This window comes from Micromonospora sp. CPCC 205539 (genome assembly GCF_036906815.1).
In the GTDB taxonomy this organism is placed as follows: domain Bacteria; phylum Actinomycetota; class Actinomycetes; order Mycobacteriales; family Micromonosporaceae; genus Micromonospora.
The window spans coordinates 128666-141486 of the sequence record NZ_JBAKHW010000021.1 but is presented as its reverse complement, the minus strand read 5'-3'; the positions used below and the strand labels follow the sequence as shown (position 1 = coordinate 141486).

Genomic DNA, 12821 nt, shown 5'->3' with positions numbered 1-12821 from the left:
GGTGCGGGGTGCGGGGTGCGGGATGCGGGGTGCGGGGTGCGGGTGAGCCGGGCGGGCGAGGTGCGGGGTGCGGGGTGCGGGTGAGCCGGGCGGGCGGGGTGCGGGGTGCGGGGTGCGGGTGAGCCGGGCGGGCGGGGTGCGGGGTGCGGGTGAGCCGGGCGGGCGGGGTGCGGGGTGCGGGGTGCGGGTGAGCCGGGCGGGCGGGTCAGCTCAGGAAGAGCGTGATCGGGAGAGCGACCAGCGTGGCGGCCACCGCGAGTGCGGTGGCGCCGAGCACCCGGGGCGGCCGGTCGCTGACCAGTAGGCGCTGCATCCGTGCGTCCAGATCCCGGTCGCCCATGCCCAGCGCGCCAGCCGGGGTGATTCGGTGGCCAGCGGCGGCGAATCGGCGCAGCGCGCCCGCCAGTGGTGCCTCGGCGTGCAGCTCACGCGCCTTGTCGTCGGCGCGCATCTCCACCAACAGGGCGACCCGCTCGTGCGCGTCGCGAACCCAGCGGAACCACGGCAGTGCGCGGCAGAGCGCGGTGAACGGCAGCAGCACCAGATCGTGCCGCTCGTCGGCGTGCGCCCGCTCGTGGGTGAGCACCGCGGCCAACTCGGCCCGGTCCAGCATGCTCAACGTGCCCGCGCTGACCACGACCCGCGGCTTCACCCCCGGCAGGCAGTACGCCGCCGCGCTCGGGTGATCGAGCACCAGCGCGCCAGGCGCGGCCGGGTCGTCCCGGGCGACCAGGGTGAGCAGGTCCCGGTGGCGGCGCTGGGCGCGGACGGTGCCGTGGATGCTGCGCACGGTCGTGGTGATCAGCACCGCCCCGATGCCGAAGCCCACTCCGACGCCGGCCAGGTGGAAGGCGCCCAGCCCGACCGGCAGAGTGCCGTGCGCGAGATCGGTGGCCAGGGCGAGCAGGGCACTCCCGGTCGGCAGGTTGTACGCGGTCAGCCCGAGCGCCATCGGCAGGCCCATCGCGGAGAGGCCCAGCGCCAACCCGATCGCCTGCCAGCAGACGATTGCCACTCGAGGGCTGCGCCACGGCCAGGTGGAGCGGGCCAGCACCTGCGCGGTCAGATAGCAGGCCACCATGGTGGCGGTGAAGTGCACGGCGTAGGCCATGGCGGCTGCCCTACCGCTCCACTGCCTCGTCGGCCGGCCGTCGGCCAGTCGGCCCGTCCACCCGGTCAGTCAGTTCGACACCCGGCCTGGCCGGAGCCCTGCCGCCATCGGCGGAGCCCAGCCCGGTCAGCTCGGCGTCGGCGCCCAGGGCGGCGCGCAGCACCTCGGCCTCGGTGCCGGTCACCGAGCGGGCGAAGCGCACCAGCGCCGCGTCTCGGCTGCCGCCCAGGTCGAGGGCATCGAGCATGAGCTGGGCGATGTGCGCCTCGCGGCTGGCCGCCGGCCGGTAGCGCCAGGCGCGACCCTCTCGCTCCCGCTGCACCATGCCCTTGCCGGCGAGCCGGTCCAGCACGGTCATCACCGTGGTGTACGCGAGCTCGCGGCCGTCGAGTGCGTCGGCCACCTCGCGCACGGTCACCCCGTCCGACGTGCCCGGGACCACGTCCCACAGCACGTCCATCACCGCACGCTCAAGATCGCCCAGCCGAGTCACCCACCAATCCTACCCCCCGTAGTAGACCCCCCACCCACCCGACCGGGTCGATCATGAGGTTGACCGTGCCCGAAGAGATCAATCCCCCCGCCAACCCCATGATCACCGCGGCCGAAGGCGGCGGGCCGGCAGCCGGAAGCGGCGCACTGCGGCCGGAGGCGGCGCACTGCGGCCGGAGGCGGCGCACCGCGGCCGGAGGCGGCGCACCGCGCCGGAGGCGGCGGGTCAGCGCAAGATCCGCACAAGAACAGGGATGTTGCTGCCTCCAACGTGCAGGAGGCAGCAACATCCCTGAAGTTGCGTGGATCTTGAGACGGCAGACGCGCCTCGCTGGCCGCTGGCCGATGGCCGGGCCAGCGCCAGCACTAGCGCCAGCACGACGAAGCTCCAGGTCAGGGTTTCCGGGGAAGTCCCACCCGCGGAGCGATCAAGCCTGACCGCCCGGAGTGAGTGGGGCTCCCCCGAAGACCCGAAGACCCGTAGCCCGAGAAGCGATCACACCCCCTTGGGATGCCACACGGTCTTGGTCTCGAGCAGGCTGGTCATCGGGGCCAGGCCCGGGTCGGCGGACCAGTCGTGGTCGGCCGGGACCGGCCGGAGCACCCGCTTGAGGTTCTCCGCGGCCTTGACCTCCAGCTCGGTGGCGAGCGAGGTGTCGCTCACCCCGCTCAGGTCGATCGCGTTGACGTCCATGTGCGCGGCCAGGGTCGGTGCGGTCTCCGTGATCCTGCCGGTGAGGATGTTGACCACCCCACCGGGCAGGTCCGAGGTGGCCAGCACCTCGGCCAGCGTCACCGCCGCCAGCGGCTCGGAGGACGAGGCCGCCACCACCACCGTGTTGCCGCTGACGATCGCCGGGGCGACCACGCTGACCAGGCCGAGCAGCGCCGGGCGCTCCGGGGCGACCACCGCGACCACGCCGGTCGGCTCGGGCGCGGACAGATTGAAGTACGGCCCGGCGACCGGGTTGGCGCCGCCGTACACCTGGGGGAGCTTGTCGGACCAGCCCGCGTACCAGACCCAACGGTCCACCGCGGCGTCCACCTCGTCGCCCGGTACGCCGAGGGCGACGAACTGCTCGCGGCGGCCCTCCAGCATCTCGGCGGCGCGGTAGAGGATCTGACCCCGGTTGTACGCGGTCGCCCCGGCCCAGCCCTTGACGGCGGCGCGGGCGGCGACCACCGCGTCCCGGGCGTCCTTGCGGGAGGCCAGTGACACATTCGAGGACTGCACGAGATACGACCGTCCCGACTCGCTGCGCGGGAACTTCCCGCCGATGAAGAGCTTGTACGTCTTGCGTACCGCGACCCGCTCAGACATTGAGGTAGCCCTCCAGCCCGTGGCGGCCGCCCTCGCGACCGTAGCCCGACTCCTTGTAGCCGCCGAACGGCGAGGTGGGGTCGAACTTGTTGAACGTGTTGGCCCAGACCACCCCGGCGCGCAGCCGGTCGGCCGTCCAAAGGATCCGGGAGCCCTTGTCGGTCCAGATCCCCGCCGACAGCCCGTACGGCGTGTTGTTGGCCTTCTCCACGGCCTCGGCCGGGGTGCGGAAGGTGAGCACCGACAGCACCGGACCGAAGATCTCCTCGCGGGCGATCCGGTGCGCCTGGGTGACCCCGGTGAAGATGGTCGGCGCGAACCAGAAGCCCCGGTCGGGCAACTCGCAGGGCGGCGACCAGCGCTCGGCGCCCTCGGCCGAGCCGGCGTCGGACAGCTCGCGGATCCGCTCCAACTGCGCGGCGGAGTTGATCGCGCCGACATCGGTGTTCTTGTCCAGCGGGTCGCCGACCCGGAGCTGGGCCATCCGCCGCTTCAGCGACTCCAGCACCCGGTCGGCCACGTTCTCCTGGACCAGCAGGCGGGAACCGGCGCAGCAGACGTGGCCCTGGTTGAAGAAGATGCCGTTCACGATCCCCTCGACTGCCTGGTCGATCGGGGCGTCGTCGAAGACGATGTTGGCGGCCTTGCCGCCCAGCTCCAGGGTGAGCTTCTTGCGGGTGCCGGCGACCGATCGGGCGATGGCCCGGCCGACCTCGGTGGAACCGGTGAACGCCACCTTGTCCACGCCGGTGTGCTCGACGAGCGCGCGGCCGGTGTCGCCGGCGCCGGTGAGGATGTTGACCACACCGGCCGGCAGTTCGGCCTGCTGGCAGATCTCGGCGAAGAGCAGCGCGGTCAGTGGGGTGGTCTCGGCCGGCTTCAGCACCACCGTGTTGCCTGCGGCGAGCGCCGGGGCGATCTTCCAGGCCAGCATGAGCAGCGGGAAGTTCCACGGGATGACCTGCGCGGCCACGCCGATGGGTCGCGGGTTCGCGCCGAAGCCGGCGTGCTCCAGCTTGTCGGCCCAGCCCGCGTAGTAGAAGAAGTGCGCGGCGACCAGCGGCAGGTCGACGTCGCGGGACTCGCGGATCGGCTTGCCGTTGTCCAGCGATTCCAGAACGGCCAGCTCGCGGGAGCGCTCCTGGATGAGCCGGGCGATCCGGTACAGGTACTTCGCCCGGTCCCGGCCCGACATCGGGCCCCAGACCTTGTCGTACGCCTTCCGGGCGGCGCGGACCGCGCGGTCCACGTCCTGGGCGCCGGCCTCGGCGACCTCGGCCAGCACCTCCTCGGAGGCGGGGTTGATCGACTTGAAGCTGCCGCCGTCGGTCGGGTCGGCGAACTCACCGTCGATGAACAGCCCGTACGAGGGTTTGAGGTCCACCACCGAGCGGGACTCGGGGGCGGGTGCATATTCGAACATCGGCTATCAGTCCAGGGTGAAGTAGTCGGGACCGGAGTAGGTGCCGGTCGTCAGCTTGGTGCGCTGCATCAGCAGGTCGTTGAGCAGGCTGGACGCGCCGAAGCGGAACCAGTCCGGGTCGAGCCAGTCCGGGCCGACGGTCTCGTTGACCATCACCAGGTACTTGATCGCGTCCTTGGTGGTCTTGATGCCACCGGCGGGCTTGACGCCCACCTGCCGCCCGGTCGCTTCGCGGAAGTCGCGGACCGCTTCCAGCATCACCAGGCTCACCGGCATGGTCGCCGCGATCGGGACCTTGCCGGTGGAGGTCTTGATGAAGTCGCCGCCGGCCAGCATGGCCAGCCAGGAGGCCCGCCGGACGTTGTCGTAGGTGGCCAGCTCGCCGGTCTCCAGGATCACCTTGAGGTGGGCGTCCCCGGAGGCTTCCTTGGTGGCCACGATCTCGTCGTAGACCTCCTTGTACCGCCCGGACAGGAACGCACCCCGGTTGATCACCATGTCGATCTCGTCGGCGCCGGCCGCGACGGCGGCCCGGGTGTCGGCCAGCTTGATCTCCAGCGGGGCCTGACCCGACGGGAACGCGGTCGCCACACTGGCCAGGTGCACGCCTGAGCCGCGCAGCACCTCGGCCACGTACGGGACCATCGCCGGGTAGACGCAGACCGCGCCGACGTGCGGGCACGACGGGTCGGCCGGGTCTGGTCGCAGCGCCTTAGCGGCGAGAGCGCGCACCTTGCCCGGGGTGTCCGCCCCTTCGAGGGTGGTCAGATCGACCATCCGGATCGCCAGGTCGATCGCCTGGGCCTTGGCGGTGGTCTTGATGGAGCGGGTGCCGAGCTGTGCCGCCCGCTGCTCCGCGCCGACCTGGTCCACGCCCGGCAGGCCGTGCAGGAAGGTCCGCAGAGCGGTCTCGGATCGTCCCAGCTCGGAGAGCTCCGACCGGGCCGACGTCGCTGTCGCCGTCATGCCCCGAAGTCTACGCACCGGACCGCCGAGTGATCTTGCTCACGAGCGGCCAGCGGGAGGTGCCAGGGTGAGCGGCGTCGCTGGTCCGACCGCACCCGCAACGCCGTACCGAACGGACCGGTAGGTTGAGCGATCGTGGATGTACACGTCATTGACCACCCGCTGGCCCAGTCTCGGCTGACCGCCATGCGGGACGCGCGCACCGATTCCTCGACCTTCCGCGCCGCGCTGCACGAACTGACCACCATGCTGGTGTACGAGGCAGCGCGCTCCTTCCCGGTCGAGCGGTACCCGGTGCAGACGCCGGTCACCGGCACCGAGGGCACCCGGCTCGCCAACCCGCCGCTGCTGGTGCCGGTGCTGCGGGCCGGCCTGGGCATGGCGGACGCCGCGCTGGGCCTGCTGCCCGAGTCCTCCATGGGCTTCGTCGGCCTGGCCCGCGACGAGGAGACCTACGAGCCCCGCGCGTACATGGAGTCGCTGCCGCGCGACCTGGCCGGGCTGCCGGTGCTGGTGCTCGACCCGATGCTCGCCACCGGCGGCTCCTTGGAGCACTGCTGCCAGTTGCTGGCCGACCGCGGCTGCACGGACATCACCGTGCTCTGCGTGCTCGCCGCTCCGGTCGGCATCGAGCGGCTGGAACGCTCCGGCCTGCCGTTGCGGCTGGTCACCGCCGCGATCGACGAGGGGCTCAACGACCGCATGTTCATCGTCCCCGGCCTCGGTGACGCTGGCGACCGTCAGTTCGGCGGCATGCCCCGGTTCTGATCCGCCATCCGTCGGTGCCGAGTCCGGGCGGGTCCGCGCACGGGGTGCGCGGACCCGCTACCGTCTGCGGCCATGACTGGTGTTGCGCTCGCCGAAGAGCTGTTGCTGCTCGCGTACGACGACACGACCGGCAAGGCCACCATGCCGCGGATCAGCCTGGACCTGGGCATGGCCGCGGCGGTGCTGGTCGAGCTGGCTCTGGCCGGTCGGATCGCGTACGACCAGGGGTCCCTGTCGGTGGTCGACCCGACGCCCACCGGCGAGCCGGTCACCGACGAGGTGCTCGGCCGGATCGCCGCCGACACTCCGCACACGCCGGCCTCCTGGGTGCAGCGGCTGCGGCACGGTCTGCGGGACCGGATCCTCGGTGACCTGTGCCGACAGGGCGTGATCCGCGACGTCGACGAGACCGAGCTGGGCTTCATCCACGTCCACCGTTACCCGGTGGTGGACGCCTCCGTCGAGGCGGACACCCGGCAGCGGCTGGCCGAGGCGCTGACCGGCGCGGCGGCACCGGACGAGCGCACCGCCGCGCTGGCCACCCTGGTCGCGGTGCTGCGGATGGAATCCGCGCTCGGGGTGAGCGACGAGGCCGCCGGCGACGCCCGCCTCCGGTTGGCGGAGATCGCCACCGGTGCCGGCTTCTCCGGTGAGGTGAGCGTCGACGACTCGGTGGTCCGCCCCTCCGTGGGCCTGGTGGTGGCCGCCCTCGGCATAGCCGTGGACCAGGCCCTGGGCAAGCGGGCCTGACCCGGGGGTCAGAGGCCGAGGGCGTCGGCGATCTCGCTGCGGAGCTGCGCGATCGCCGCGTCCGCACGGGTGCGGGCCGCGGGCACGTCGCCGTCGGTGACCGGTTCCACCACCTCGAGGTACGACTTGAGCTTGGGCTCGGTGCCGGAGGGGCGGATCACCACCCGGGCCTTTCCGGTACGCAGGATCACCACGTCCGATTCGGGCAGCAGATCCTGCGTCTCGGTCACCGGCGCGCCCAGCAGGGTGGTTGGGGTGACGGCCCGGATCCGGGCCATCGCATCGGTGATCTCCCGCAGGTCGTCCACCCGGACCGAGAGCTGGTCGGTGTGGTGCACGCCGAACTCGGCGGCCAGCTCGTCCAGCCGGTCGGTCAGCGTGCGCCCCTGCGCCTTGAGGCCGGCGGCCAGCTCGGCCACGGTCAGCGCCGCGGTGATGCCGTCCTTGTCCCGTACGTGGTCCGGGGCGACGCAGTAGCCGAGCGCCTCCTCGTAGCCGAAGACCAGCGGTGCGCTTCCACCGCCGGCTCGGACGATCCACTTGAAGCCGGTCAGCGTCTCGTCGTAGGGCAGGCCGCGGGCCGCGCACATCGCCCGCAGCAGCGACGACGAGACGATCGTGGTGGCGTAGAGGCCGGTCACGCCGCGCCGCATCAGGTGGTCGGCGAGCAGCGTGCCCACCTCGTCCCCGCGCAGCATCCGCCAACTCGCCGCAGCGGACCGGACCACCACGGCGCAGCGGTCCGCGTCCGGGTCGTTGGCGATGGCGAGGTCGGCGCCGGTCGTATCGGCCAGGGCGATCAGCCGGTCCACCGCACCCGGCTCCTCCGGGTTGGGGAACGACACGGTGGGGAACGCCGGGTCCGGCTCGGCCTGCTCGGGCACCACGCCGGGCACCGGGAAGCCGGCCCGGGCGAAGGCGGCGGTGAGCACCGTGGCGCCCACCCCGTGCAGCGGCGTGTACGCCACCGTCAGGTCCCGGGGGCCGTCCGGCGCGATCACCGCGACGGCCCGCTCGACGTACGAGGCGACCAGGTCGTCACCGAGCACCTGACCGGGTTGGCCCAGCGGCACCTGCATCAGCGGGCCGACCGCCCGGATGGCGGCTTCGATACCGGCGTCGGCCGGTGGCACGATCTGCGCACCCGCGCCCAGCTCGCCGCCCAGCTCGGCACCGAGGTAGACCTTGTAGCCGTTGTCCTGCGGCGGGTTGTGGCTGGCCGTGACCATCACGCCGGCAACCGCGCCGAGTTCACGCACCGCGTACGCCAGCACCGGGGTGGGCAGGGGGCGGGGCAGCAGTAGTGCCGGCCGGCCGGCTCCGGTAGCCACCTGGGCGGTCCGCTCGGCGAACGCCCGGGAGCCGTGCCGGGCGTCGTACCCGATCACCAGCGGGCCGGTGCCGCCCTGGGCCGCGAGCCAGCGGATGAGCCCGGCGGCGGCCTGGGTGACCACGGCGAGGTTCATGCCGTTCGGGCCGGCGCGCAGCGGGCCGCGCAGGCCCGCGGTGCCGAAGGTGAGCGGCCCGGCGAACCGGTCGGCCAGCTCAGGTGCGCTCGCCGGCAGGCCGTCGAGCACCGCGGTCAGCTCGGCCCGGCTGGCCGGATCGGGGTCGTCGGCCAGCCAGCGCCGGGCTTGCTCGCGAATGTCGTCGATGTCAGTGGTGTCCGCCGCCATGCCTCTTGATAGCACGGCGGCGGATCACCGCTGTCGGTTCCCTCCGGCTCAGCCGTTCCCGGTGAGCTGGAACGTGTGCACCATCTCGTCGAAGATCGGCTTGCTCTCGGCGAACTTCTCCTCGGTGGCGGAGAGGTAGAACGAGTAGGACTTGCCGTCCTTGACCATCGCGCGCCACACCCCGTGGCGCATGTCGCCACCGGTGCCGCAGGTGTACTCGAATTCGACGCCCGGGCCGCCCGCCCACTCCTGCTCGTTGAGGGCCACCTGCTCGTACGGCTTCTTGCAGGTCGTGCTCTTGGTGCGGAGGAAATTCTGTGCGCTCTCCGCCCAGCGGGTGGGCGTCCCGGTCCACTTCTCGGTGAGGATGCGGATCTTGCGGCCGTCGTCCTCGGGGTCGACGTAATCGGTGTAGCTGCCGCCGGTGGCCTTCTTCCAGCCCTTCGGCACCATCACCTGCACGCCTCGGGCGGAGTGCTCCTGCATCTCCACCCCTGGGCCGGCCGGGGCCGACGGGGTGGGCTGCGCCTGCGGCACGCTCGGCGGAGGCTCGTCGCCGCCGCTGGACAGCGCCACGATGACGAGCAGCAGCACCACGGCCACCCCGCCGGCAGCGGCGAGCTGCACCTTGCGCGGCCAGCCCTTGACCGTGGTGACCAGTTGGCCGCCGGTGGCGCGGACCTTGCCGAGTGCGCCGCCGCCCGAGGTGTCGCCCGGGGTGGCCCAGGGCTGGCCGGTGCCGGGCACCGACCACTGGTTGCCGCCGCCGTAGGTGCCGCCGACGCGCTGCGTGGCGTCCGGAGCGCCGCCGTAGCTGACCTGCTGGGTGGCGTCCGGCCGGCTGCCGTAGGTGACCCGCTGGGTGGCGTCCGGGTGCCCACCGGCGTCCACTCGCTGGGTGGCGTCGGCGTTGCCGCCATAGGTGCGCCCGCCGGCGGGTCGGCCGGGGACCGGCATCGCGCCGGTGGGGGTGTGCAGTGGGCCGGCGAGCGCGTCGGCGCTGGTGTCGTCCAGGCCGGTGGCGCCGGCGGCGGCCGGCTGCGGACGGTCGCCCCTGCGTGGCGCGGCCAACCGGTCGGTCAGCGACTCGTTGGGGGCGAGCATCGCCCGGCCGCCGATCTGGCTGTCCGGCTTGGGCTCGGGCTGGGGCGGCGGCACGGGCGCCGGGCGCTGCTGCACCGGCACCACCGCGTACGGGTCGGTGACCGAGTGCACGGCGGTGGCGGTGCTGCCCAGCGGGCCGGCGAGCAGCTCCCGCAGCATGGCCCGGGAGGTGTGCACGTCCAGCCGGCGGGCCGGGTCCTTCTCCAACAGCCCCATCAGCACCCGGGTCAGCGGCCCGCTGCGCTGCGGCGGTGCCGGCGGGTCCTCGACCACGGCGTGCATGGTCTCGATGGGGTCGCCCTTGTCGAACGGGGGTCGCCCCTCCACCGCCGTGTAGAGCGTCACACCGAGCGAGAAGAGGTCGCTGGGCGGGCCGAAATCCTGCCCCATGGCGCGTTCCGGCGAGATGAAGTGCGGCGAGCCGAGCACCATGCCGGGGGTGGTGAGTTGCACGTCGGTCGGCATCCGCGCGACCCCGAAGTCGGTCAGCACGCAGCGCCCGTCGGAGCAGATCAGCACGTTGGCGGGCTTGACGTCGCGGTGCAGCACGCTCATCGCGTGGGCCACCTCCAGCGCGCCGAGCAACGCGATGCCGATCTTGGCAACCGCGCGGGGCGCGACCGGCCCGTCCTCGATCACCATGTCGGCGAGGCTGCGGGCGTCCAGCAGCTCCATGACGATCCACGGCCGACCGGCCTCGGTGACCACGTCGTACACCTGCACGACCGCGGGGTGCTGGATGGCGGCGGCGGCGCGGGCCTCGCGCAGGGTGCGCTCGTACATCGCGTCGCGGTCGCTGGGGGCCAGCCCCGGGGGCAGGACGACCTCCTTCACCGCCACGTCCCGGCGGAGCAGGGTGTCGGTGGCGCGCCACACCGTACCCATGCCGCCGTTGCCCACCGAGGACCGCAGCGAGTACCGGCCACCGATGGTGGTGCCGGGTGCCGCGCGTCCGTTGGCGGGACTGACTGGTCCGCCGCTCCACGTCGGGATCTGAGTCACAGAAAAGCCACCGGGGGAAATCGAGGGGGGCTGGGACACAACCCCCCTATCTTGCTGGTTCCGACGCCCGATGCGAAAGCCGACGCGACGGACGTTTATCCAGGACGACAGAACGTGGCCGGCCGTTCACCTCCTGTCGACCGGTCGGGACTCGCTGTGCGGTATCCCTCACCCGACGGCACGGCCGCGCGTCCTACCATCCGGGGATGAACGAACGGCGGTCAAGCGAGTCCGGTTTCCCGATCAAGGGCGTCTACACGGCGGCCGACCTTCCGGAGGACCTGGACTCCCGGCTGGGCGGCCCCGGCGAATTCCCGTACAGCCGGGGGGTCTACCCCACGATGTACACCTCCCGTCCGTGGACGATGCGGCAGTACGCCGGCTTCGGCACCGCCACCGAGTCGAACGCGCGGTACCACCAGCTCCTGCGCGCCGGCACGATGGGCCTCTCGGTCGCCTTCGACCTGCCGACCCAGATGGGGTACGACTCCGACGACCCGATCGCGCACGGCGAGGTCGGCAAGGTCGGTGTGGCCATCGACTCCATCGAGGACATGCGGCTGCTCTTCGCCGACATCCCGCTGGACAAGGTCTCCACCTCGATGACCATCAACGCGCCCGGATCGGTGCTGCTGCTGCTCTACCAGCTCGTCGCCGAGGAGAACGGGGTGCCCGGCGCGGCGCTCAACGGCACCATCCAGAACGACATTCTCAAGGAGTACATCGCCCGCGGGACGTACATCTATCCGCCGAAGCCCTCACTGCGCTTGGTGGCCGACACGTTCGCCTACTGCCGCAAGGAGGTGCCGAAGTGGAACACCATCTCCATCTCCGGCTACCACATGGCAGAGGCCGGCGCGACGCCCGCGCAGGAGATCGCGTTCACCCTGGCCAACGGCGTGGAGTACGTCCGGGCCGCGCTGGCCGCCGGGCTCGCGGTGGACGACTTCGCGCCCCGGCTGTCGTTCTTCTTCGTGGCCCGCACCACGCTGCTGGAGGAGGTGGCGAAGTTCCGCGCCGCCCGGCGGATCTGGGCCCGACTCATGCGCGACGACTTCGGTGCCAAGAACCCGAAGTCGATGATGCTGCGCTTCCACACCCAGACCGCCGGTGTGCAGCTCACCGCCCAGCAGCCGGAGGTCAACCTCGTCCGGGTGGCGGTGCAGGGGCTGGCCGCGGTGCTCGGCGGCACCCAGTCGCTGCACACCAACAGCTTCGACGAGGCGATCGCGCTGCCCACCGAGAAGGCCGCGCGGCTCGCGCTGCGTACCCAGCAGGTGCTGGCGTACGAGACGGACCTCACCGCCACCGTCGACCCGTTCGCCGGTTCGTACGTGGTGGAGGCGATGACGGCCGAGATCGAGGCCGCGGTCATCGAGCTGATGGAGCGGGTTGCCGACCACGGTTCGGCGGTGGATGCGATCGAGGCCGGGTTCCAGAAGCGGGAGATCGAGCAGTCGGCGTACCGGATCGCCCAGGAGATCGACTCGGGCGAGCGGGTGGTGGTCGGGCTCAACCGGTTCGCCGTGGACGAGGAGGAGCCGTACGAGCCGCTGCGGGTGGACCCGACGATCGAGGCCGCGCAGGGCGAGCGGCTGGCCCGGCTGCGTGCCGAGCGGGACGGCGACGCGGTGGCGCGTTCTCTCGCCGAGCTGCGGGCCGCCGCGGACGGCACCGAGAACGTGCTCTACCCGATGAGGGAGGCGCTGCGCGCCCGGGCCACGGTGGGCGAGGTCTGCGGGACGCTGCGCGAGGCGTGGGGGCTGTACCGGCCCACCGACCGGTTCTGACCGACCGGCCGTTGGCGCCGATCGGGGTGTGCCTGCCAGGTTTACGGGTACCTCGACCGGGTGAACCGGGACGCACACCCTGTGCGGTCGTGACAGGTCCGCGTGTGTGAGCGTCTTTTCGGCCGGTTGTGGAGAGTGGTCGGCTAATTGACGGACTGTCAGTTCACCAGACCGACTAATGCGACAATTCGCAACGAGGGTCGGTGAGCCGCGCCGGCATTCTTGATCGCCCGGGTCGGTTACGCGTTGTAGGAGGTGAGGGGCAGGTGATGGGGTTCGACCGCGATCTACCTGCTGTCCCACTCACCTCTGAGCGCTCCGAGCAGGGCATACGTGACGCTGTGCTCCCTGATCATTACCGTAACGAGGTTGCGCAGCGTCACCGCCGGAGGTCTAGGCTGTCTGCTGTCCCCGATGA

At 72.1% G+C, this 12821-nt stretch carries 10 protein-coding genes; 3 read left to right on the top strand and 7 right to left on the bottom strand.

All coding sequences use genetic code 11. The features are described from left to right. Nucleotides 1-205: 205 nt before the first annotated feature. From V6V47_RS20145 to deoC, 5 genes are all read right to left on the bottom strand, one after another. Nucleotides 206-1111, bottom strand: coding sequence for a M56 family metallopeptidase (locus V6V47_RS20145; protein ID WP_334629836.1), 906 nt, complete (start codon nucleotides 1109-1111; stop codon nucleotides 206-208). 10 nt (nucleotides 1112-1121) lie between these two features. Next, the gene (locus V6V47_RS20140) at nucleotides 1122-1604 is read right to left on the bottom strand and encodes a BlaI/MecI/CopY family transcriptional regulator (protein WP_334629835.1); all 483 of its coding nucleotides are present in this window, start codon (nucleotides 1602-1604) and stop codon (nucleotides 1122-1124) included. Between the two features lie 495 nt (nucleotides 1605-2099). Then, nucleotides 2100-2924 (bottom strand): aldehyde dehydrogenase family protein, encoded by an 825-nt coding sequence (locus V6V47_RS20135; RefSeq protein WP_334629834.1) that lies wholly within the window; start codon nucleotides 2922-2924, stop codon nucleotides 2100-2102. After that, entirely contained in the window at nucleotides 2917-4347 is a 1431-nt protein-coding gene (locus V6V47_RS20130; protein ID WP_334629833.1) for an aldehyde dehydrogenase family protein, read from the bottom strand. The genes V6V47_RS20135 and V6V47_RS20130 overlap by 8 nt, the downstream gene beginning before the upstream one ends. 6 nt (nucleotides 4348-4353) lie before the next feature. Continuing rightward, nucleotides 4354-5313, bottom strand: a complete 960-nt coding sequence (gene deoC / locus V6V47_RS20125) for a deoxyribose-phosphate aldolase (RefSeq protein ID WP_334629832.1) — start codon at nucleotides 5311-5313, stop codon at nucleotides 4354-4356. Nucleotides 5314-5448: 135 nt separating this feature from the next. Here deoC and upp point away from each other — a divergent pair, with 135 nt between their 5' ends. Beyond that, nucleotides 5449-6081 (top strand): uracil phosphoribosyltransferase, encoded by a 633-nt coding sequence (gene upp / locus V6V47_RS20120; protein WP_334629831.1) that lies wholly within the window; start codon nucleotides 5449-5451, stop codon nucleotides 6079-6081. Nucleotides 6082-6153: 72 nt separating this feature from the next. Further along, nucleotides 6154-6831, top strand: a complete 678-nt coding sequence (locus V6V47_RS20115; protein ID WP_334629830.1) for a GOLPH3/VPS74 family protein — start codon at nucleotides 6154-6156, stop codon at nucleotides 6829-6831. Nucleotides 6832-6839: 8 nt separating this feature from the next. Here V6V47_RS20115 and V6V47_RS20110 read toward each other — a convergent pair whose 3' ends face one another. Together V6V47_RS20110 and V6V47_RS20105 are read right to left on the bottom strand one after the other, a co-directional pair. Continuing rightward, a complete protein-coding gene (locus V6V47_RS20110) occupies nucleotides 6840-8507 on the bottom strand; it encodes a phospho-sugar mutase (RefSeq protein ID WP_334629829.1) in 1668 nt (555 codons plus the stop codon). Between the two features lie 48 nt (nucleotides 8508-8555). After that, nucleotides 8556-10613 carry a serine/threonine-protein kinase gene (locus tag V6V47_RS20105; protein WP_334629828.1) on the bottom strand — a complete coding sequence of 686 codons (2058 nt, stop codon included), beginning with the start codon at nucleotides 10611-10613 and terminating at the stop codon, nucleotides 8556-8558. Between the two features lie 206 nt (nucleotides 10614-10819). On the opposite strand from V6V47_RS20105, the gene V6V47_RS20100 reads away from it, so the two are divergent. Then, nucleotides 10820-12403: an acyl-CoA mutase large subunit family protein gene (locus V6V47_RS20100; RefSeq protein ID WP_334629827.1), complete on the top strand. Its 1584-nt coding sequence runs from the start codon at nucleotides 10820-10822 to the stop codon at nucleotides 12401-12403. The last annotated feature ends 418 nt before the right edge of the window (nucleotides 12404-12821 follow it).

Excerpts from the sequence above, each read along its gene's own strand:
- V6V47_RS20100 (WP_334629827.1), top strand. The coding sequence starts at position 10,820 with ATGAACGAACGGCGGTCAAGCGAGTCCGGTTTCCCGATCAAGGGCGTC.
- V6V47_RS20135 (WP_334629834.1), bottom strand. The coding sequence starts at position 2,924 with ATGTCTGAGCGGGTCGCGGTACGCAAGACGTACAAGCTCTTCATCGGC.
- V6V47_RS20130 (WP_334629833.1), bottom strand. The coding sequence starts at position 4,347 with ATGTTCGAATATGCACCCGCCCCCGAGTCCCGCTCGGTGGTGGACCTC.
- V6V47_RS20145 (WP_334629836.1), bottom strand. The coding sequence starts at position 1,111 with ATGGCCTACGCCGTGCACTTCACCGCCACCATGGTGGCCTGCTATCTG.
- V6V47_RS20115 (WP_334629830.1), top strand. The coding sequence starts at position 6,154 with ATGACTGGTGTTGCGCTCGCCGAAGAGCTGTTGCTGCTCGCGTACGAC.
- V6V47_RS20110 (WP_334629829.1), bottom strand. The coding sequence starts at position 8,507 with ATGGCGGCGGACACCACTGACATCGACGACATTCGCGAGCAAGCCCGG.
- deoC (WP_334629832.1), bottom strand. The coding sequence starts at position 5,313 with ATGACGGCGACAGCGACGTCGGCCCGGTCGGAGCTCTCCGAGCTGGGA.